Genomic DNA, 21,284 nt, shown 5'->3' on the forward strand with positions numbered 1-21,284 from the left:
TGTGTATTTTTGTTTTAATATGAAAGATTTCAAAGAAATATTGGGGGTTCTTCTAAGGTTTTTAGGGATTTGGTTAGTACTATTTCTCTTATACCAATTGTATTTGAATCAATATTCTAAAGACATCGATGGGTTTACCAAAGTCATTTCTGATCAAAGTGCCTTTTTCCTCAATTTTACAGGTTATGAAACGGTTACCAAAGATTTCCCTAGCCACGAAACCATTCAGTTTTATATCAATGGAAAATTGGCAACCAGAATGATAGAAGGCTGTAACGCCATTTCGGTGATGATTATGTTTCTATCTTTTATTTTTGCTTTTTACAAAGGAGTTAAAACTTTTTATTTTGCGATTGTAGGGATTATGCTTTTGTATGTTTTAAACCTTTTTAGAATTTATATTATCAATATGATTGTGGTAGATTTTCCTTCATTTACCAAGCCTGCACATGATTATTTCTTTCCTGCAATTATTTATGGTGGCGTAGTTATTTTGTGGTTAATTTGGATTAATAAATTTGTAATTACAGATGAGAAAAATTCTTAATTTGCTGCTAGTTTTCGTAGGGGTTTTGGGATTAATTTCTGTGCGTTTTGTAGAAGATAAAATTTTCTATGATCCTTTTTTAGCTTTTTTTAAAGGAGATTTCAAAGGAGCTGTAATTCCAGATTTTGACTCAGTGAAATTAATTACAAGCCATTTGTTTAGATTTTTGCTAAACTTGTTTTTTTCTGCAGTTGTCATTCACTTTTTGTTTCTAAATAAAAAATGGACAATTCAGGGTGTTGTTTTAATGACAATTGCCTTTTTATTTTTCTTCCCTATTTACATGTGGTGTCTGTATTCTAAAATGGAAATAGGCTATCTTTTTACCTTTTCGGTAAGAAGATTCGTGATTCAGCCGATTATTTTACTACTTATTATTCCTATTTTTTATTACAGAAAAAAGCTTGGAAAAGATTAAGGATTGTTTTCTAAACAATGTTTCGAAAGTTGAGAAACACTTTCAGGAGTCCATTCTATTTTCTTTTTAAAAGTATGAATTCTTTGAGCGCATTCTAATTGACAAATTTCGCATGAGTGTGGTTTACAATCATCCATATGAAAATTAAACTCTACGTGTCTTTCTGTTTCAGCAGCTAGAGTTTTGATGATGTTTTCCATTTCTTGGTGAGACTCTCTAAGCGTGTCATACCAAGGAAGCGTAATGTGTGCATCAATGTGTAGACCACTACCGTATTGTTGAATTTTCATGTTATGAATGTCAATCCACTCTTTTTTTCTGTTTTTAGCAAGAACTTCTACTACAGCTTTTAATAAATCTGGATCTGCTTCATCCATAATTCCACTTAGTGATTTTCTTACAATTTTGTACCCTACAATGATGATATAAGAACCAAAAACCAAAGCTACTGCTGCATCTATCCAATAAATTTTAGTGAAATATACCAAAACTAAACTGACAACTACACCTAAAGTAGTCCAAGTGTCTGATTGAAGGTGTTTCCCAGAGGAAATAAGAACCACTGAATTTTCTCTTTCTCCTTTTTTGATAGAAAAATATCCCATCAAATAATTGATAATGGCCGTAGCTAAGACAATAAGAATTCCATAATCTAATTTTTTTAAAGTATTGCCATGAAGCAAACTGTCTACCGCTTCTACAATAATCATAACCCCTGCAAAAATAATCAGCGAACCTTCTACTCCAGAGGTTACAAATTCTACTTTTCCGTGACCATAAGGATGGTTTTCGTCTTTAGGTTGAGCGGCTAAATACAAGGAATATAATCCCATGAAAGCCGAAATAATATTCACAATACTTTCCATAGCGTCTGAAAAAACAGCATCAGAATTGGTGAGATGCCATGCAATCAGTTTTCCTATGAATAAAATGACACCTACTATGGCTACATTTCTCTGGAAAGTAAATTTTTGTTTGTTTTTATTAATGGTAGCGACTTCCATGTATTTAATTTTAAAAGTTTGAAGGTTCTAACAAAAAATCCCGCTTTTCGCGGGATGTTATTTTATACTAATTGGTTTGCAATGAGATACTCTGCAATTTGTACCGCATTGGTTGCGGCACCTTTTCTCAGATTGTCTGCTACAATCCAGCAGTTCAGTGTATTTGGTTGAGAAAGGTCTCTTCTTATTCTTCCTACGAAAACTTCGTCTTTCCCTTCGGAGTAAAAACACATAGGATAAACTTTATTTTCTACATCATCCTGAAGAACTACTCCAGGAGTATTGGCTAGAATATTTTTAACTTCTTCTAAATCAAAATCATTTTCAAATTCTATATTTACACTTTCTGAGTGACCGCCTTGTACAGGAATTCTCACCGCAGTTGCTGTAATTTTAATAGAATCATCTCCCATGATTTTTTTAGGCTCTTTGATGAGTTTAAGTTCTTCTTTGGTGTAATCATCTGCATCAAAAACATCACATTGTGGCAATGCATTTTTGAAAATTTGGTAAGGATAAACAGCGTTTACTTCTACTGAACCAGGTTTTACAGCATTTGCAATTTCTGCGTTCAATTGGTCTACAGCAGCTTTTCCTGTTCCTGAAACAGATTGGTAAGTAGAAACGATTACTCTTTTTACTTTGTATTTTAAATGAAGAGGATTAAGAACCATCACCATTTGAATGGTAGAGCAATTAGGGTTTGCGATGATTTTATCTTCTTTGGTTAAAACGTGAGCGTTAATTTCTGGAACTACTAATTTTTTGGTAGGGTCCATTCTCCAAGCAGAAGAATTGTCAATCACGGTGCAACCTACTTCTGCAAATTTAGGAGCGTATTCTAGCGAAGTAGAACCTCCTGCAGAGAAAATAGCAATTTCAGGTTTCATAGAAATCGCAGTTTCCATAGAAACAATGTCATACTGTTTACTCTTGAAAGTGATTTTCTTTCCTACAGATTTTTCTGATGCTACAGGAATTAATTCTGTAATAGGAAGATTTCTTTCTTCCAAAACTTTCAACATAACTTGGCCTACCATTCCGGTGGCGCCGACTACTGCGATTTTCATAATTGAAATTGTTTTAAATTTTTTTAAAAGTTAAAGGTGTAAAATAATGTTTAAATCTAATATTCAATAAAATTCGTTATAAATAATCCTTTTGAAAATTGTTTAATGGAAAATTTATCTAAATTTTTTACAAAGATAGTAAAAATTATCTTTTGCGATAAAATGATTTAAATCAATTTTACACCTTTCCTTTTTTATGCTCCGAAAACTTTAGCCCAAGGGAATGCATAGCCAAATAATAGTAATGCTAAAACTCCCATGAATACTACTTTTAATGCTAGGGTTTCGTTCTTTTTTAAATATTTGTTGATAATGGTCAATAAAATAGCTGCTACCAACATAGAGAATGGGTGCTCTACGTAAGTTATTCTATTGTATGAGTCGCTCATTAATGTTCCGCTATCTAATGCTGCTTTTAATCCTGGAGAAAAAACAAGCATAGCAATCCCGATTAAGAATTGTAAGTGAAACAAAATCATGGTAAAAAGGGTAGATTTTTTTAATAGTTTGCTAATTTTACCAGAATAGCCGAACATAGCCATCAATAATGCTACGATGAAGACCAATGCTGCTACTAAAATTAAATAACCGAAACCTTTGTGAGCTTCTCTAATAATGTTAAATGTATCCATATTTTTTATTTGTTACAAATATAAAAAATCCCGGCAAATATAGCCGGGATTCGTGATTTATAAAATCTAAAATTGTTTTTAGAATTTGTAAGCGATTGAAGCGTTCCAAGTTCTACCAAATCCGAAATAAACTTGGTTATTCTTGTTAATACCGTTCCAGTTATTAGCTGCGTTTGCATCAGCAGCGATGTTAGTTCTCATATCAGAGATATAAGTTTCATCTAGTACGTTATTTACGTTTAATCTGAATGATAAACTCTTACCTACATTTGTTTTAGTAGATAATGTTAATCCTAGGTCAAGAAGTCCGAATGAAGGTAACTTAACTGCTGGAGTGTTTTTGTTAAGGTTGCTTGCTGGATCGAAACCAGAATATAGGTTGTCAGCATATCTATAAGTAGCATCAAATTTTAAATTTTCTGTTGCTCTTACGTCTGCACCTAAAGCCCAAGTTAATTGTGCCGCATCTCCTACTTTTAGGTCTTTGATAAGAAGGTTTCCTTCAGCTACTACAGTATTAGTTTCATCATTGATAAATGTAGCTTTTACATCTTTATCATAGTACCAATCTCCTGCAGAGAACATACCGTTAACAGTGATCCAATCAGTTGGTTTTACATTGAAATCAACTTCTACTCCTCTATGGATTTCTTTAACTCCTAATACGTTTGCGTAATATGTTACAGTAGAACCAGTTGGTCTATAAGAAACTCTTTTGAAGATATCTCCCCAAGAAGTGTTGTATAAGTTAACGTTTGCATTGAAAACAGATGATCTAAATCCGTACCCTAATTCTGCAGAGAATACTTTTTCGTTTTCTAAGTTAGGATTTACTCTGTTTGTGTTATCTAAGAATACTGCACCGAAGAATGGTTGTCTTTCATAGTAACCAGTGTTGAAGAACACATTATGGTTTGCATTAAGGTTGTAGTTAAGTCCTGCTTTTACGTTATACCCTAATTTGTTTACCATTTCTGTTTTTTGGTTAGCAGGTGCATATAAGAAATAGTCTACTCTTTGGAAACCTTGGTTTGAGATAGAACCTTGAGCAAATGCAGATAAATCACCGTTGCTATATTCTAATTGACCAAAACCACCTAACCAGTTTACGATACCATCATTGTTATAAGCGATTTTAACTTCATCAGTTTTTCCACCGAAAGGATTCCAGTTTGGAGATGCATCATAAGCATCTGTAATTTTTCTGTTAGGATTGTTGATGTCTGTATTGTCGATGATGTACTTAGCTCCAAGGAAATCACTCATTACTCTGTAATGGATACCTTTATAATATCTACCATCTACTCCGACAGTGAAGTTTAAGTTATCGTTAAGTTTGTGGTTTAAGCTAGAAATTGCTCCAATCCAGTTGTGAGAGTTGATAGAAGATCTTCTTACAAATACAGAGTTAGCAGAGTTTGAGTTTGGAGTTGCAATAGCGGCATTAGCAGCGTAAATTGCATCAAAATCTATACTTCCGTCTGCTTTTCTGAATCCGTTTTCAGTTTTGTTGTTTACTCTACCTAGAGTTCCTGTTCCACCACCTCTACCAAATGAAGCATAAACTACAGTAGATAATTTTGTAGCATCAGAGATTTTATAATCCCAGTTCAAAGACATTACTGGCTTGTGGTAGTAGTTTCTTGTGAAAGAATATTCTTCACCACGTAAAGTACCCCAGTTTAGATTGTATTTTCTGTTTGGTTCTCCATCTGTACCGTATTTTAAATATTCGTTAATTGTTGGAGAAAAAGATCTTTGGTTGTGCCATTGTGGAGCACCTGTGATTGTGAATTGGAAATCATGTTTACCTTTTTGGTATCCAAGTGCCCAATAATAGTTATATCCTTCAAATTCAGTTCCGTCAGCATACATGCTTCCTGCAGTTCTACTCATTAAGAAAGAAGAAGACCATCCTGTATTGCCTTTACCTGTATTGTAAGAAAATAAAAGTTTGTTGTAACCAGAGTTACCTAATCCAAACATTACATTTCCTTCTCTTTTTTTGTCTGCTGATCTTGTTAAAACATTGATAGTTCCTCCTACAGACGCGATAGCTAATTTAGAAGATCCTAAACCTCTTTGAACTTGCATAGCAGAAGTTACATCTGATAAACCAGCCCAGTTTGACCAATAAACAGCTCCGTTTTCCATGTCGTTAACAGGAACCCCGTTAATCATAACCGCAGTGTTTCTTTGATCAAAACCTCTAACGTTGATTCTTGAATCACCAAAACCACCACCTGCTTTAGTTGCATACACAGAAGGAGTGGTGTTTAGAACTTCAGGAAATTCTTGGTTTCCTAGTTTTTCTACAATTACAGTTTCTTTGATAGTAGAAACCGCTACTGGAGTTTTTCTGTCTTTAGCGATATCTGCCACCCCAGTTAGAACAACTTGTTCTATGTCTTTAGAGTTGATAGAATCTCTATTTTTTTGCGCAAATGCTACACTAGCAGCACTTAATACAATTACCACAGAAAGTCTTGACTTTCCTAAATAGTTGATTTTCATAAAGTTATATTATTTCGAACATTGTTTTATCGGAGTGCAAAATACATTATTTTTTTTTAACTAAAATTAACATAGTGTTAAAATTTAATAAAATTCATAAATTTTTATCCACAATGAAGTTTTTGATTTTCAAATTGATACAAAAAAACACGCTTATAGCGTGTTTTCATTATTTTTAATTTTTTATGGCTTTTAAGCTTAAATCTATATTTTCTGCCGAATGCGTTAGTGCCCCTGCAGAAATATAAGTGACACCCGTTCTAGCTATTTCATTTAATTGGTCTCTAGAAATTCCTCCTGAAGCTTCGGTTTCGCATTTTCCTGCAATTATTTTCACGGCTTCCGTCATGGTTTTTACATCCATATTATCTAGCATAATTCTATCAATTCCTTTTCCTGCGAGCTTTGTAGCTTCTTCTACTTCGGCTAGAGTTCTGGTTTCTACTTCTACCTTAAGTTTTAATTTATTTTTTTTGAGATACTCTTGTGTCATTTTCACTGCATTGGTTATGCTTCCATTATAATCTATATGATTGTCTTTTAGCATAATCATGTCATACAATCCATATCTGTGATTTGTGCCACCACCAATTGCTACTGCCCATTTTTCGCAAATTCTAAAGTTAGGGGTGGTTTTTCTCGTGTCAAGCAGCTTAGTTTTGGTTCCTAGAAGTCTAGAGTCCCATTCATGAGTTAAAGTAGCAATTCCGCTCATTCTTTGCATACAGTTTAGCACTAATCTTTCGGTAGAAAGGATAGAGCGCGCACTTCCTGTAACGATAAAGGCTACATCGCCAACTTTTGCATTTTCTCCATCTTTAATAAAAACCTCTACTTTTAAATCTTTATCAAAAGTTTTGAAAATAATCTCTGCCAATTCTACTCCTGCTAAAATGCAATCTTCTTTTACCAGAAGTTTTGCACTTTGTACCAATTCTTTAGGAATGGTAGAAAGAGTAGAGTGGTCACCGCTTTGAATATCTTCTTCTAAAGCAGATTTTATAAATTGTTTTAAGGCTTTATCGGTTACGTAGTGTGGACGTTTCATAGATGTAAATTTCAAGTTTTTATCTGTGATGAATCTTAGGCAAAATCTTTATTGTAAAAAGCACCTTTATTTTCTTTCATAGCCAATGAATGCTTAATAATAAGGTAAGAAACATTCACCAGATTTCTTAATTCTGATAATTCTGGCGAAATTACTGAATAATTATACAATTCTGTAACCGCTTTATAGATTTCTCTTTGTTTTTTTTGAGCCAGTTGCAATCTTTCGTTGCTTCTTACAATGCTTACCAAATCGCTCATCATTTCCTGAAGTTGTTTTCTGAGATAGGTAATGAGAACTTTTTCTTCCATCACTTTCATACCTTCTTCATTCCATTCTGGTACATTTTCTAAGTCGAAGTAATTAAATTCATCTTTGTGAAGTAATTCTACAGATTTCATGGCAGCATTATGACCATAAACCAAGCCTTCCAAAAGTGAATTAGATGCAAGACGATTTGCGCCGTGCAATCCAGAGTTGGTACATTCTCCTACTGCAAAAAGATTTTTAATTGAAGACTGTCCGTCTTTGTCTACCACAATTCCTCCCATTAAATAATGACTTGCAGGAACCACAGGAATAAGTTGTTTAAATGGGTCAATTCCTTCATCCATACATTTTTGATAAATGTTTGGGAAATGTTCCATAAATTTTTCTTTATCCATTTCTCTACAATCGAGGCCTACATATTCATCACCAGAAATTTTCATTTCGTTGTCAATGGCTCTAGCCACAATATCGCGCGAAGCTAATTCTTCTCGCTCATCATATTTGTGCATGAATTTTTCGCCATTTTTGGTTCTGAGTTTAGCACCATCACCTCTCACAGCTTCCGAAATTAAAAACAGCATGCCAGCTCGTTTAGAATACATTGCGGTAGGGTGAAACTGGATGTATTGCATATTAGAAACTTTACCACGAGCTCTGTGTACAAAAGCAATTCCGTCTCCTGTGGCAATTTTTGGATTCGTGGTGTTTTTATAAACGTGACCAGCTCCACCAGTTGCTACCATAGTTACTTTTGCGGTAATTTTTTTTATTTTTTTATTTTTTTGGTCTAGAACATAAGCTCCATAACAAGAAATATTTTCTAAATCAAAGTTTTTATTGGGAATATGGTGTTGGGTGATTAAATCGATGACGTAATGATAATCAAGAATTTCTATGTTGGTAGATTTATTGCAATAAGCAAGAAGCGCACGCTCTATTTCTGCGCCTGTAATATCTTTATGGTGAACAATCCTAAATTCGGTGTGGCCACCTTCTCTTCCGAGTTTAAATTCGCCGTCTTCTTTTTTGTCAAAATTTACGCCCCATTCTACAATTTCTCTGAAACGGTCTGGTCCTTCTTTGATGACCATTTCTACCACTTCTCTATTGTTTTCGTAATCTCCAGCGCGCATCGTGTCATCTATATGTTTCTGGAAATTATCCGTGTCTAAATCCATTACTACTGCTAAGCCACCTTGAGCATATTTGGTATTAGTTTCGTCTTCCTCAGCTTTGGTGACGATGGTGATTTTAGCATCTGGTAATTTTTCAGAAATTTTAATGGCATAAGAAAGTCCCGAAATTCCTGAGCCAATTACCAATACATCTGTTTTTATCATTTTAAAAATTGAGATTTGAAATTAGAAAGTCTGTAAAACTACATTCCAAATGTAAGGATTTTGAAAAGAATAGGGAGGATTCTGCTAAAGAAATTGACTATAATCTTTATTCATATTTAAAACAATCCGCCCTCTTTTTGACTCTCAAAGAAGGTGTCAATTTTTAAATTTGATGATTGAGAAGCTTTTACAGCAAGTTGGTCGCAGATTTCATTTTCAGGATGACCAGCATGACCTTTTATCCAGTGAAATTCTATTTTATGTTTTCTAAAAAGGGGAACAAATCTTTGCCACAAATCAGGGTTTTTTACATTTTTAAACCCTTTTTTTATCCATCCAAAAATCCAATTTTGGTTAATGGCATCGGCTACATATTTAGAATCAGTGAAAACATGAACGTTTTCTTCAGAATTTTTTAACTTTTCAAGTGCTTCAATCACCGCCAGAAGTTCCATTCTATTATTGGTGGTCAAACGAAAGCCTTCTGAAAAAGTTTTTTGATATTTTTTCTCGGGAACACGCATGAGAATTCCATAGCCACCTTTTCCAGGGTTGCCACTACAAGCGCCGTCTGTGTAAATTTCGATTTTCATGTAAGGTAAAGTCGTGAAATTGCTAGTAAAAATAAACTTTTACGATTTTACATTTTTTTAAAACGGCATTTCACCATCATCGTCGTCATCATTCATAGCAGAACCAGAAATATTTCCGTTATCTGGTAAGCCAAATGCTGCGCCTGGATCTATGGAAACACGCAATTTATCAAAACCACTTGGTTCATCTTGTTGTGCAAAACCAGAAGAATGATAGCTTCCGAAAACGTCTAAATCTGAGAATTTTGCTAAACTTCCGTGGAAACTTAACCTTACATCTGCTATAGAACCATTTCTATGCTTAGCAATAATAAGTTCTGCTTGGTTAGCAGAAGGAGTCTCGTCTTCCCAAGTATCAATTTTATAGTATTCTGGTCTGTAGATGAAAGAAACGATATCGGCATCTTGCTCAATCGCTCCAGATTCTCTCAAGTCAGATAGTTGAGGTCTCTTATTTGGACGGGTTTCTACGGTTCTGGATAACTGAGAAAGTGCAATAACTGGCACGTTTAATTCTTTTGCAATGGCTTTCAGTGAACGAGAAATTGTCGCAATTTCCTGCTCTCTGTTTCCTGCTCCTTTTCCTCCAGAATTTGCGGTCATTAACTGTAAATAATCCACCATGATGATTCTTACACCGTGTTGCATTACCAGTCTTCTGCATTTTGCACGGAAATCAAACACCGAAAGTGCAGGCGTTTCGTCTATATAAAGCGGAGCATTTTCTAAAGCGGCAACGTTTGAAAATAGTCTTTGCCATTCTTCTTCAGACATTTGTCCTTTTCTCAATTTTTCAGAAGAAATTCCCGTTTCTGAGGCAATCATCCTCGTGATAAGCTGTACTGATGCCATTTCAAGAGAGAATAGCGCCATCGGAATATTGTGGTCTACAGTGATGTTTCGCGCCATAGAAAGTAGGAAAGCGGTTTTTCCCATTGCGGGACGCGCCGCGATGATGATTAAGTCAGAACTTTGCCATCCTCCTGTTTCTTTGTCTACATCTCTAAATCCTGATGGAATACCAGAAAGTCCTTCTTTGTCTTTTAAGGATTTAATTTTATCAATGGCTTCTTTTACCAAGGAATTGGCGGTGTCAAAACCTTTTTTGATGGTTCCATTGGTAATTTCGAAAAACGATTGTTCTGCTTTGTCTAGCAATTCAAAAACGTCTGTAGATTCTTTGTAAGAGCTGTCGATTACATTCGCAGAAACATTAATCAAACTTCTGAGAATGAATTTTTCTAGAATTACACGAACGTGATATTCTATGTGAGCGCTCGAAGAAACGCCCATAGTAAGATCAATAATGTAATGGTCACCTCCAGCAAAACCTAGTTTTTCTTCTTTTTTGAGCTCTTGGATTACGGTCATTAAATCTACAGGCTCGTTTTTTTCGTACAATTTTAAAATTGCAGAAAAAATAACTTGATGTCTCGGGTCGTAAAAAACCTCGGGAGTTAATAAATCTATAGAATAATCTAGACCTTTTTTGTCAATCAAAAAAGTTCCAATAACCAATTTCTCGAATTCAACTGCATTAGGCGGCATTTTGCCTGCTGAAATAGAAAGTTCCTTCGCGAAATTACCATGTGTTAAACTTGATAATGTTTCCTTCTGTGCCATTTCACAAAGATAGAATTTTTAAATTTTTTTTGAGGTTAAATCTGCTTTTTGCGGATAATAATCTGCAAATGCTTTGTTAATGGAAGATGAGGCGAAATTCCGAATGTTGATAAGTTTTTGACTTATTGATATTTAAACTTTTTTAAAAATAATTCTAGGCTTTTTTAATATTCCATTTTTCTCAATTTTGGAACAAATTTTCCTACAGAAAGTGCAATGAGAACGGTCATGGTTCCGCCAAAAACTACGGATCTTACCACGCCTAAAAGTTTTGCTGCAACACCACTTTCAAATTGTCCCATTTCGTTACTAGACATAATGAAGATAGAATTTGCACTCATGACTCTTCCTCTGATGTGATCTGGAGTTTTCAGCTGTACGATGGTTCCTCTTATCACGACTGAAATTCCGTCAAAAATTCCGCTCAACATGAGGAATAAGAAAGATAACCAGTAGAGTTTTGACAAGCCGAAACCAATGATGCATAAACCAAATCCAGCCACTACACCGATTAAAATTTTGCCTTGATTTTTTCTTAAAGGAATAAAAGAAAGCGTTACAATAATCAGCATCGAGCCTATATCTGATGCAGCGTTGAGGATCCCGAAACCATCAGCTCCTACTTTTAGAATATCACTTGCGTAAACAGGAACCATGGCAACTGCTCCGCCAAAAAGCACGGCAAACATATCTAAACAAAGAGCTCCTAGAATTTCTTTCGTTTTATAAATATAAGTGATTCCTTCTTTCATAGAAGCCCAAATTTGTAACTCATTTTTATGGTATTCTGACTGTTGTTTATTGATAAGAAGGAAAAATAAGGAAGCCAATAAAATTAAAAATAAAATGACTACCAAAGTCCATTTTATAGTGATGAGAGCGATGAGAAATCCGCCAATAGCGTGACCAGAAACGGATGCGGTAAGAAAAGTCGCTTGGTTTAAGGTAATGGCGTTAGCTAATTTTTCTTGTCCTACAATTTTGGGAATCATTACTGGCACAATCGGACCAATGAAAGCCCTACAAATTCCTGTGAAAAATATAATTCCGTAGATGTAATATGTGATTTCGTGACCTGTAAAATGAAGGTTAGAAGCATAAAATGCAGGAATCAATAACAAGGCAATAAGCACAAAATATCCCGAAGTGCACAAGAGAAGCATTCTCTTTTTTTCTTTCATATCAATAACGTGACCAGCATATAATGCTGTAGAAACAGCAGGAATAACTTCCGAAAGTCCTATCAAACCAATTGAAAAAGGATCTTTGGTGAGCTGATAAACCCACCACCCTAATAAGGTGGCGAGCATTCTGAACGCTAGAATTAGAAAAAATCTTCCAGTAAGTAAGTTTCTAAACTCTTTGTTTTTTAGAGTTTTAATGGGCTCAAGAGAAATCATTGGGCAAATATAAAATAAATAGAAATATTTTTTTAATAGTTAAAGTCTATATTTGTGCAATGAATTGGTTAATACTCATCATCGCAGGATTATTCGAAACCGCATTTGCATTTTGCTTAGGAAAAGCACAAGAAACTACAGGCAAAGAAAACCTCTATTGGTGGTCTGGATTTGCAGTTTGCCTTTTTCTTTCTATGTTTCTCATGTACAAAGCTATTGCTGGCGAAAATGGTTTGCCAATCGGTACAGCTTACGCAGTTTGGACAGGAATTGGAGCAGTAGGAAGCGTTTTGATGGGAATCTTTTTCTTTAACGAACCAGCCACTTTTTGGCGTATCTTTTTTGTGTCAACTTTAATTATTTCAATCGTAGGACTGAAGTTTGTAAGTGAGTAATTAGATTTTAAATTTCTTTAAAAAATCGGCAATCTTTCTGTCATTTGCCAAACGTGGAATTTTATTTTGTCCGCCTAGTTTTCCTTCTGATTTCGCGTATTCTTGGAAAGCATTTTTCTGCAATTTGGTAATTTTTAGCACCTGCAAAATATTTCCAGCAATCAAATCATCATAATACGTGTTTCTTTTACGCATTTCTGCATCAAGGTTTTGACGGAAACTTTCTAGATTTTCTGGCTCTTTTTCAAATTCTATAAACCATTCATGGTATGGCAATTCTCCATTTTCAGGATTTACCTGTGGCGCGAGGTGAAACTCAGTAATTTGCGCTGGGAATTTCTCAACTGTTGCCTTCATTGCTTCTTCCACTTCAAAAGCAATCACGTGTTCGCCAAAAGCTGAGGTGAAATGTTTGGTTCTTCCAGAAACTAAAATTCTGTGCGGATTTTTAGAGATAAATCTTACTACATCACCAATAGAATATGCCCAAAGTCCCGAGTTTGTAGTTAAAATAAGTGCATAATCTTTATTGAGTTCTACCTCTTTCAATGTCAATCTTGGTGCATCTGGTTTTCCGTATAATTCCAGTGGAATAAATTCATAGAAAATTCCGTGATTAGATTGAAGTAGAAGTCCTTCTTTTTCATAATCATCTTGAAAAGCAAAAAAACCTTCACTTGCAGGAAACGTTTGAATGATATCTACTTTTCCACCCAATAATTCTTCCATTTTCTCACGATAAGGTTCGTAGTTTACACCGCCTGTTACAATGAGCTGAAGATTCGGAAATAATTGTTTTATTTTTTTGCCATTTCTTTCGATGAGCTTTTCAAAATACATAATTAACCAAGGCGGAATTCCCGAAATCAGCGTCATGTTCTCTTTTTCGGTTTCTTCTACAATTTTGTCCACTTTAGTTTCCCAATCTTCTATGCAATTGGTTTCGTAGCTCGGCAATCTGTTTTTTTGCAAATATTTTGGGATGTGATGCGCTACAATTCCTGAAAGTCTGCCTGTTTTTATATCGTTAATATCTTCCAGTTCTGGTGAACCTTGCAAGAAAATCATTTTCCCGTTTACAAAATCAGCATTATTTTTTTGAGCAATATAATGGAAAAGTGCAGATTGTGCAGCTTTTACCTGATAGTCCATTCCTTCTTTGGTCAAAGGAATATATTTCGTTCCAGAAGTGGTTCCAGAAGTTTTTGCAAAATATTCTGGTTTTTCTGGCCAAAGAATATTTTTGTCGCCGTGTTTTACTTTTTCTACAAAAGGTTTTAGGTCTTCGTAGTCAGAGATTTTCACATTTTTTTGAAAATCTTCTACCGATTTAATTTCCGAAAAGTTATGCTGAAGTCCGAAAAGTGTTTTTTCGGATTTTTTGACCAAATCCAGTAACAATTTTTCTTGAAGAACTTCGGCGTTATTTTTGAAGTCTTCCGTTTTGGCAACATGGTTTTTCGCCCAAATTTTGGCGATGTTTTTCTTTAAGAAATTTATCATTTGCCAAAGTTAAAAATAAGTTTTGAAAAAACTATCTTTGCACCATCAAACGATTTCGGAGCAACCCGAAATCGCTTTCGTCGTTTTATCAATTTTTGAAAAGCGATGAGAAAAATTACAATTTTACGATATTACAATGCTGAAAAATATTAGTCAAACGCTTATTCCTGATTTTTTAAGAAAGAATTTTGGAAAAGAAATTTTTGAAAATTTTGACCAAAGCCAACATATTTCTGTGAAAGGTTTTGCAGGTTCTGTTCCGTCTATTTTGGTGGCAGAATTATTTCTTACGCAGAAAAGAGATGTTCTTTTTATCATTGAAGATAAAGAATCTTCAAATTATATCACCTCAGAATTAGAGGAAATGATAGGCGAAGAAAACGTTTTGTATTTCCCTGAAACGCATTTAGAACCTTATCAAGTTGAGAAAACCCAAAATGCAAACATCGTTTTACGAACTGAAGTGCTCAATAGTTTAAATTTTGATAAAAAGAAAAAAATTATCGTTGCAACCGCTTCTTCGCTTTCAGAAAAAGTGTTGAAAAAGGAAGATTTCAAAGCGATTTCTCACACGATAAAAGTTGGCGACCAACTGGATTTTGATTTTACGGAAGAATTATTGAATCAGTTCAATTTTAATTATACAGATTTCGTTTCGGAACCTGGAGAATTTTCGGTTCGTGGCGGAATTTTAGACGTTTTTTCTTATGCTTACGAAAAGCCTTTCAGAATTACTTTTTTCGGAAATGAAGTAGAAAGCATTAAGGAATTTGACATCGAAACTCAACTTTCCACAGGAAAAGTTAATGAATTTGAATTGGTTTCTAATATGAATTTTGCAGTTTCAGGAAGCAAGGTTTCTCTATTGGATTTATTGCCAAAAGATAGTTTCATTGTCACTAAAAACGCTTACTTAACGATAAAAAAACTCAAAGATTTCTACGAAAAAGCAGAGCAGAAATTTGAAACGCTAAGCAAAGAAATCAAGCATCAAAAACCAGAAATTCTTTTCGTTTCTGATGATGTTTTTCTAAGAGATTTAGAAAAATTTAAAGTCATCGATTTTACATCTCAACAACTTAACGATTTTACGACTTTACAACTCAATCAAACCGCACAACCTACCTTCCATAAAAATTTCGAACTTCTTGCCGAAGATTTAAAAGAAAAAAAAGAAGAAGGTTATGAAACATGGATTTCTTTTTCAGGGGAAAAACAAAAGGAAAGGTTAGAAAATATTTTTGAGGAACTGAATCACGATTTACCGTTTAAATCTTTCAAATCTGAGCTTCATGAAGGCTTTGTAGATTATGAACTGAAAGTTTCGGTGTATACAGATCATCAGATTTTTGACCGTTATCAAAGATATAAAGCCAAAAATTCTTTTGCCAAATCTGAGCAATTAACCCTAAAAGATTTAATGTCTTTGAAAGTGGGAGATTACATTACGCACATTGACCACGGAATCGGGAAATTTATGGGATTGGTGAAAGTTACCAATGACGGAAAAACACAAGAATGTTTCAAATTGACGTATAAAAACAACGATTTGCTCTACGTTTCTATCCATTCGCTTCATAAAATTTCAAAATATAACGGACCAGATGGTAGAGAAATCGTTCTCAATAAACTTGGTTCTCCAACTTGGAAAACTTTAAAGCAAAAAACCAAGGCAAAAGTTAAGCAAATTGCATTTGATCTCATCAAATTATATGCACAAAGAAAGACAGCAAAAGGTTTTTCGTTCTCGCCAGATTCTTATTTGCAGAATGAATTAGAAGCAAGTTTCATCTACGAAGACACTCCAGATCAGGAAAAAGCTACGCAAGATGTAAAGAATGACATGGAAAATGATGGCGTAATGGACAGATTGATTTGTGGAGATGTAGGTTTCGGAAAAACGGAAGTGGCAATTCGTGCGGCGTTCAAAGCGGCAACCGATGGAAAGCAAGTCGCGGTTTTAGTTCCTACCACCATTTTGGCGTTTCAGCATTACAGAAGTTTCAAAGAAAGGTTGAAAGATTTTCCTGTAAGTATTTCTTATTTGAACCGCTTCCGTTCTACAAAACAAAAAAATGAAACCAAAGAAGGTCTCAAAAATGGTAAAATTGATATCGTCATCGGAACGCATCAATTGGTTGGCAAAGATATAGAATTCAAAGATTTAGGGTTATTGATTATTGACGAGGAACATAAATTCGGGGTAAATGTAAAAGATAAACTCAAAACGCTAAAAGCCAATATTGATACCTTGACTTTAACGGCAACACCCATTCCGAGAACTTTGCAATTTTCTTTGATGGCGGCAAGAGATTTATCGGTGATTAAAACGCCACCACAAAATCGACAACCAGTTGATACACAGATTATTGGATTTTATGAAGAAATTCTTCGTGATGCGATTTCTTACGAAATTCAAAGAGACGGACAGGTTTATTTCATCAATAATAGAATTGAAAATCTGAAAGATATTGCAGGTTTAATTCAGCGTTTGGTTCCAGATGCGAGAGTCATTACAGGTCACGGGCAAATGGACGGAAAAGAATTGGAAGCCAGAATTCTCGATTTTATGGAAGGGAAATATGATGTTTTGGTTTCTACCACGATTGTAGAATCTGGAGTTGACGTTCCGAATGCGAACACGATTTTTATAAATGATGCGCAGAAATTTGGGATGGCAGATTTGCACCAAATGCGTGGAAGAGTGGGGCGAAGCAACCGAAAAGCGTTTTGTTATCTGATTACGCCACCCTTTGATATGATGACTTCGGATGCTAGAAAACGTTTGGAAGCAATTGAACAATTCTCTGATTTGGGAAGTGGTTTTCAAATTGCGATGAAAGATTTAGAAATCAGAGGAGCTGGAGATTTATTGGGAGCCGAACAAAGTGGTTTTATTAATGAAATGGGCTTTGAAATGTATCAAAAATTGATGCAAGAAGCCTTGGAAGAATTGCAAAACGAAGATGATTTCCAAGATTTATTTGAGAATGAAGAAGACCGTAAAAAATTATTCAAATCTCAGAAAGAAGTCAACATTGATACAGATTTTGAGTTGATGTTGCCAGATTCTTATGTGAATTCTACGGAAGAAAGATTGTCATTATACCAAAAATTGGCAGAAATCCCAACCAAAGAAGAATTGCAAAAATTTGAAAATGAATTGGTAGATAGATTCGGAAATCTTCCGAAAGAAGCGATTAATTTATTGAAATCGGTAGAATTAAAATGGCTTGCTGCGGAAATTGGTTTTGATAAAATCGTCATGAAAAACGGAATTTTCTTAGGTTATTTCCCAGATAATCCTCAAGATAAATTCTACCAAAGCGAAAAATTCAGAAATATTATCGCTTACCTTTCTCAAAATCCACGAGAAGCACAACTCAAGGAAAAATCAGGCAAAGAAGGCAATCAGCTCATGATGAGAAAAGATGGTGTGAAAAATGTAGATGAGGTGAATGTTCTTTTAAATAGAATTTTGTCACATTAAAAATTAAAAAATTAAATTTGCGCTTAACAAGCATTAATTAATATCAAAAAAACGTGAAATACTTAATCGTAGGTTTAGGAAACAAAGGCGAAGAATACGCAGAAACGCGTCATAATATTGGTTTTAAAGTAGCCGAAAAAATTGCACAAACTTTAGAAGCTCCTTTTAAATCGGCCAATTTTGGTTGGGTTTCTGAAGGAAAATACAAAGGCAGAAAAGTTTTTGTACTCAAGCCAGATACCTACATGAATCTTTCTGGGAATGCCGTAAGATTTTGGATGCAAAAAGAAAATATTCCTTTAGAAAATGTATTGGTGATTACGGATGATTTGGCGCTTCCTTTTGGAACGTTGAGGTTGAGAAAAAAAGGTTCTGATGCTGGTCATAACGGGTTAAAAAACATTCAAGAAGTTTTACAAACTCAAGATTACGCAAGATTGCGTTTCGGTATTTCTGCAGATTTTTCTGAAGGAAAACAAGTAGATTATGTTCTTGGTAAATGGAATGAAGAAGAACTCAAAACTTTACAAGATAGAATAGATATTTTTGCAAAAGCGTGTCTATCATTCGTTTTCGCAGGAATGAATAATACAATGAATACTTTTAATGGAAAGTAGATTTTTGTAAAATCGTTGATTTGTAAAGTTGTTTTACTTTAAAAGTTTTATGACTTTACAATTTCAAAGTTTCTTTCTAAAAATACAATACTCTTTATATAGGTTAAAACCTTCCAATTTCTCAATTTCGCCACGCATTTTCAGGTTGTCTTTCATAATGAGATGAGAATCCACCGTTTTGAATCCTAATTTCAATGCAGAACCGAAAAGCATGGTTGCTAAAACTGCATCCAGACCTTTGTTTTGATAATTGGGATGAATCGCGCCCAATAAAAGTTGAAGCCTTTTTGAAGTCTTCATTGCCCATAAAATTCTTGCCCAACCAAAAGGTAAAATTCTTCCTTTAGAATTTTTTATCGCTTCGCTTAAGTCTGCCATTGCAATTACAAAAGCCAGCACTTCGCCGTTTTCATTGGTAATCATCTTGATGAGTTTTGGATTGAGAAGTGGTAAAAAACGTTCGGCAAATTCAGTCATTTCGTCTTCGGTGAGTTTCGTGAAGCCATAGATTTCAGTGTAGGTTTTGTTGATGAGGTCAAAAACAGGTTTTACATAAGGATTTACCGATTTTGTTGAGGTGAATTCTACCGTTTTTATCTTTAAATTTCTAGAAACTCTTTCATTGAAATTTTTATATCTGTTCAGAATTTGTGCAGTAATCGGAACGTCATATTGTACTAAATCTACAAAGTTTTCGTACTGGTTTTCCTTGATGAAATCTACCATAAAAGGAAAACTGTGATTGGTGACAAGCATTGCTTTTTCTTCGAAACCTTTGGTAAGAAAACCTTGAGGTTCTTTGTCTGAAAAAGCCATTGGTCCGATGATTTCTGTGCAGTTTTTAGATTTTGCCCAAGTTTCTACCGCAGTAATTAAAGCATTGAAAACTTCTTTATTTTCAAAACATTCAAAAAAAGAAAATCTGGCATCATTTTTCCCGTGAAATTTATTGTAATCGGTAGGAATTACGCCCATAATTCTACCAACAGCTTTTCCGTTTTCGTATGCAAGGAAAAGTACCGCTTCATTGTGTTTAAAGAGTGAATTTTTGTCTTTGTCAAAGAATTTTTCATCATCCATATACAAAGGATGAAGCCAATTTTTATGGTTTTTATGAATTTTTTCGGGAAGATAAATAAAAGATTTTAAGTCTTCTCTGGTCTTGACTTCTTTAATTGAAACGGACATCCAATGTATGGTTTAAAAATTTGTAGAATTTAAAGGTAAGAAAAAATACAATCGGCGCAGAAATAAATCCAGCAATTACATCTACAAAATAATGAGCCTTAATGTAAACCGTAGAAAACATCAATAGGACAACAAATGGAATGAAATATTTTACTGATTTCTTGAAATTTTGATAAAGCCAAAAAATAACTATCCAAGAAATTCCTACATGTGAACTGGGGAAAGCTGCGGTGGGAACTTCACCGTTTTTCTGTATGAGTTTGACCATATTTCCAAAGAATCCTTTGGCTTCAAGTGTGTTTTCTGGAAACGGAAAATAAAACTGCGGACCTTCTGCTGGAATCAATATAAAAGTGAAATAATACAGTAAAAATGAAGTGATTAAAACAAAACTAAACTCTTCAATTTTTTCTGGAATTTTCAGAAAAATAATTAAAAATGCAGCTAGTGGTAATAGGTAGTAAGAAAAATATCCAAAGTAAAATAATTCGCTGAAAAACCAAGAGTCAAAAGTTTCAGAAAATATTAATGAAGGCTGAAAGCCAAATGTTTTTTGGTCTAAATATGATAAAAAATTATCAATTTTTGGAAAAATTAAAGTATTTAAAATCGCAGTTTCTTTGTATAAAAAAGTCATCAAAGCATAAATTGTAACTCCTTCTACTAAGAAAAAAATATGGGAAGAAATTTTATTTTTCAAAATGAAAAATGCCAAGAATATGATTAAAAATAAAAACCGAACTCCAAAAAAATTGAGGTCTAGAAAAAGGCTAGGCTGTGTAAAAAGTACCACTAATTCTATTCCGCAGAAATAGAAAAGAACGGATAGCCATATTTTAGAAATGTTTTTCACGCCATGCAATATTTAATCAAAATTAAAAAAAAAGCCCCTAATTAAGGGGCTATAGCGAGAAAGTGTTAATTAAAAATCAAAGTTATATGAAGATATTCTCGCTTGTGTTATTCTATTTGTCGCAAAAACTAGAGCCATGTTACAACTCCGGTTTCCACATCGTAGTTGGCACCTACAATTTTTATTTTTCCTTCTTTCTCTAAATTTCTTAAAGTAGAACTTTGATGACGAATGTCTTCTATGGTTTTTTGGATGTTACAAAGCGTCAAACGGTCTAATAAATCTTCATTTTTAGAAGAGCGTTCTTCACCTTCTTTAATGATTTCGTGGATACAAGATTCGAAATGATAGATGAGGTGATTAAGATTGTCCATTCCCATATTTTCAATTATTGGAGCATCTAGTCCACCTTTTAGAGCGCCACATTTGGTGTGTCCTAAAACGACTACCAATTTAGAACCTGCCACATTACAAGCAAATTCCATAGAGCCTAAAATATCTTGATTGGCGAAATTTCCTGCAATTCTGATACTGAAAATATCTCCTAAACCTTGATCGAAAATGAGTTCTGCAGAAGTTCTACTGTCGATACAGCTTAAAACGGTAGCAAAGGGCCATTGGCCTTCTCTAGTATCGTTTACTTGCTCTAGAAGGTTTCTGTTTACTTTAAGATTGTTTACAAATCTTTGGTTTCCTTCTTTTAAAAATTGAAGTGCTTTTTCTGGATTAATGGTTGCTTGAGTTTCTGAAGTATGTGCTTTCATAATTTTTTCTAATTT

18 protein-coding genes are annotated in these 21,284 nt (G+C 34.2%); 5 read left to right on the plus strand and 13 right to left on the minus strand.

Annotated elements, in window-relative coordinates; translation table 11 throughout:
• Positions 1-19 precede the first annotated feature (19 nt).
• Positions 20-547, plus strand: coding sequence for an exosortase family protein XrtF (gene xrtF, locus N7277_RS03940; RefSeq protein ID WP_274780445.1), 528 nt, complete (start codon positions 20-22; stop codon positions 545-547).
• Entirely contained in the window at positions 531-965 is a 435-nt protein-coding gene (locus tag N7277_RS03945) for an exosortase F system-associated membrane protein (RefSeq protein WP_274780446.1), read from the plus strand. The genes xrtF and N7277_RS03945 overlap by 17 nt, the downstream gene beginning before the upstream one ends.
• Here the strand turns inward: N7277_RS03945 and N7277_RS03950 are convergent.
• The 9 genes from N7277_RS03950 to N7277_RS03990 form a co-directional block, all read right to left on the minus strand.
• On the minus strand, positions 962-1,969 hold the full coding sequence (locus N7277_RS03950; protein ID WP_274780447.1) for a cation diffusion facilitator family transporter: 1,008 nt from the start codon (positions 1,967-1,969) through the stop codon (positions 962-964). The genes N7277_RS03945 and N7277_RS03950 overlap by 4 nt on opposite strands.
• 62 nt (positions 1,970-2,031) lie before the next feature.
• A complete protein-coding gene (locus N7277_RS03955; protein ID WP_274780448.1) occupies positions 2,032-3,039 on the minus strand; it encodes an aspartate-semialdehyde dehydrogenase in 1,008 nt (335 codons plus the stop codon).
• 194 nt (positions 3,040-3,233) lie between these two features.
• A complete protein-coding gene (locus N7277_RS03960) occupies positions 3,234-3,671 on the minus strand; it encodes a hypothetical protein (RefSeq protein WP_274780449.1) in 438 nt (145 codons plus the stop codon).
• Positions 3,672-3,749: 78 nt separating this feature from the next.
• The gene (locus N7277_RS03965; protein ID WP_274780450.1) at positions 3,750-6,185 is read right to left on the minus strand and encodes a TonB-dependent receptor; all 2,436 of its coding nucleotides are present in this window, start codon (positions 6,183-6,185) and stop codon (positions 3,750-3,752) included.
• Positions 6,186-6,360: 175 nt separating this feature from the next.
• On the minus strand, positions 6,361-7,233 hold the full coding sequence (nadC, locus tag N7277_RS03970) for a carboxylating nicotinate-nucleotide diphosphorylase (protein WP_274780451.1): 873 nt from the start codon (positions 7,231-7,233) through the stop codon (positions 6,361-6,363).
• Positions 7,234-7,268: 35 nt separating this feature from the next.
• Positions 7,269-8,843 carry an L-aspartate oxidase gene (gene nadB / locus N7277_RS03975; protein ID WP_274780452.1) on the minus strand — a complete coding sequence of 525 codons (1,575 nt, stop codon included), beginning with the start codon at positions 8,841-8,843 and terminating at the stop codon, positions 7,269-7,271.
• A 116-nt stretch (positions 8,844-8,959) separates the two neighbouring features.
• Positions 8,960-9,436, minus strand: coding sequence for a ribonuclease HI (gene rnhA / locus N7277_RS03980; protein ID WP_274780453.1), 477 nt, complete (start codon positions 9,434-9,436; stop codon positions 8,960-8,962).
• A 57-nt stretch (positions 9,437-9,493) separates the two neighbouring features.
• Complete coding sequence (gene dnaB, locus N7277_RS03985; protein WP_274780454.1) at positions 9,494-11,059, minus strand: replicative DNA helicase; 1,566 nt, start codon at positions 11,057-11,059, stop codon at positions 9,494-9,496.
• Between the two features lie 164 nt (positions 11,060-11,223).
• The gene (locus N7277_RS03990) at positions 11,224-12,459 is read right to left on the minus strand and encodes an MFS transporter (RefSeq protein ID WP_274780455.1); all 1,236 of its coding nucleotides are present in this window, start codon (positions 12,457-12,459) and stop codon (positions 11,224-11,226) included.
• 59 nt (positions 12,460-12,518) lie between these two features.
• On the opposite strand from N7277_RS03990, the gene N7277_RS03995 reads away from it, so the two are divergent.
• Positions 12,519-12,854, plus strand: a complete 336-nt coding sequence (locus N7277_RS03995; protein WP_104793176.1) for a DMT family transporter — start codon at positions 12,519-12,521, stop codon at positions 12,852-12,854.
• Here the strand turns inward: N7277_RS03995 and N7277_RS04000 are convergent, their stop codons facing one another.
• The gene (locus N7277_RS04000) at positions 12,855-14,357 is read right to left on the minus strand and encodes a GH3 auxin-responsive promoter family protein (RefSeq protein WP_274780456.1); all 1,503 of its coding nucleotides are present in this window, start codon (positions 14,355-14,357) and stop codon (positions 12,855-12,857) included.
• Positions 14,358-14,493: 136 nt separating this feature from the next.
• Between N7277_RS04000 and mfd the strand changes: the two genes are divergently transcribed.
• Both mfd and pth read left to right on the plus strand, forming a co-directional pair.
• Positions 14,494-17,847, plus strand: coding sequence for a transcription-repair coupling factor (gene mfd / locus N7277_RS04005; protein WP_274780457.1), 3,354 nt, complete (start codon positions 14,494-14,496; stop codon positions 17,845-17,847).
• 53 nt (positions 17,848-17,900) lie between these two features.
• Entirely contained in the window at positions 17,901-18,464 is a 564-nt protein-coding gene (gene pth / locus N7277_RS04010; protein WP_274780458.1) for an aminoacyl-tRNA hydrolase, read from the plus strand.
• A gap of 63 nt (positions 18,465-18,527) precedes the next feature.
• On the opposite strand, the gene N7277_RS04015 is transcribed toward pth, so the two are convergent.
• The 3 genes from N7277_RS04015 to N7277_RS04025 all read right to left on the minus strand — a co-directional run bounded on the left by N7277_RS04015 (position 18,528) and on the right by N7277_RS04025 (position 21,269).
• A complete protein-coding gene (locus N7277_RS04015; protein ID WP_274780459.1) occupies positions 18,528-19,652 on the minus strand; it encodes a hypothetical protein in 1,125 nt (374 codons plus the stop codon).
• The gene (locus N7277_RS04020) at positions 19,636-20,505 is read right to left on the minus strand and encodes a phosphatase PAP2 family protein (protein ID WP_274780460.1); all 870 of its coding nucleotides are present in this window, start codon (positions 20,503-20,505) and stop codon (positions 19,636-19,638) included. Before N7277_RS04020 ends, N7277_RS04015 begins: the two co-directional genes overlap by 17 nt.
• Positions 20,506-20,633: 128 nt before the next feature.
• A complete protein-coding gene (locus tag N7277_RS04025; protein ID WP_274780461.1) occupies positions 20,634-21,269 on the minus strand; it encodes a carbonic anhydrase in 636 nt (211 codons plus the stop codon).
• Between the last annotated feature and the right edge of the window lie 15 nt (positions 21,270-21,284).

The sequence above is a fragment of the Cloacibacterium sp. TD35 genome, assembly GCF_028864635.1.
Lineage (GTDB): Bacteria > Bacteroidota > Bacteroidia > Flavobacteriales > Weeksellaceae > Cloacibacterium.

What these genes read in the sequence shown, in the direction of transcription:
- xrtF (WP_274780445.1), top strand. Translation starts at nt 20, where the DNA reads ATGAAAGATTTCAAAGAAATATTGGGGGTTCTTCTAAGGTTTTTAGGG.
- N7277_RS03945 (WP_274780446.1), top strand. Translation starts at nt 531, where the DNA reads ATGAGAAAAATTCTTAATTTGCTGCTAGTTTTCGTAGGGGTTTTGGGA.
- N7277_RS03950 (WP_274780447.1), bottom strand. Translation starts at nt 1,969, where the DNA reads ATGGAAGTCGCTACCATTAATAAAAACAAACAAAAATTTACTTTCCAG.
- N7277_RS03955 (WP_274780448.1), bottom strand. Translation starts at nt 3,039, where the DNA reads ATGAAAATCGCAGTAGTCGGCGCCACCGGAATGGTAGGCCAAGTTATG.
- N7277_RS03960 (WP_274780449.1), bottom strand. Translation starts at nt 3,671, where the DNA reads ATGGATACATTTAACATTATTAGAGAAGCTCACAAAGGTTTCGGTTAT.
- N7277_RS03965 (WP_274780450.1), bottom strand. Translation starts at nt 6,185, where the DNA reads ATGAAAATCAACTATTTAGGAAAGTCAAGACTTTCTGTGGTAATTGTA.
- nadC (WP_274780451.1), bottom strand. Translation starts at nt 7,233, where the DNA reads ATGAAACGTCCACACTACGTAACCGATAAAGCCTTAAAACAATTTATA.
- nadB (WP_274780452.1), bottom strand. Translation starts at nt 8,843, where the DNA reads ATGATAAAAACAGATGTATTGGTAATTGGCTCAGGAATTTCGGGACTT.
- rnhA (WP_274780453.1), bottom strand. Translation starts at nt 9,436, where the DNA reads ATGAAAATCGAAATTTACACAGACGGCGCTTGTAGTGGCAACCCTGGA.
- dnaB (WP_274780454.1), bottom strand. Translation starts at nt 11,059, where the DNA reads ATGGCACAGAAGGAAACATTATCAAGTTTAACACATGGTAATTTCGCG.
- N7277_RS03990 (WP_274780455.1), bottom strand. Translation starts at nt 12,459, where the DNA reads ATGATTTCTCTTGAGCCCATTAAAACTCTAAAAAACAAAGAGTTTAGA.
- N7277_RS03995 (WP_104793176.1), top strand. Translation starts at nt 12,519, where the DNA reads ATGAATTGGTTAATACTCATCATCGCAGGATTATTCGAAACCGCATTT.
- N7277_RS04000 (WP_274780456.1), bottom strand. Translation starts at nt 14,357, where the DNA reads ATGATAAATTTCTTAAAGAAAAACATCGCCAAAATTTGGGCGAAAAAC.
- mfd (WP_274780457.1), top strand. Translation starts at nt 14,494, where the DNA reads ATGCTGAAAAATATTAGTCAAACGCTTATTCCTGATTTTTTAAGAAAG.
- N7277_RS04015 (WP_274780459.1), bottom strand. Translation starts at nt 19,652, where the DNA reads ATGTCCGTTTCAATTAAAGAAGTCAAGACCAGAGAAGACTTAAAATCT.
- N7277_RS04025 (WP_274780461.1), bottom strand. Translation starts at nt 21,269, where the DNA reads ATGAAAGCACATACTTCAGAAACTCAAGCAACCATTAATCCAGAAAAA.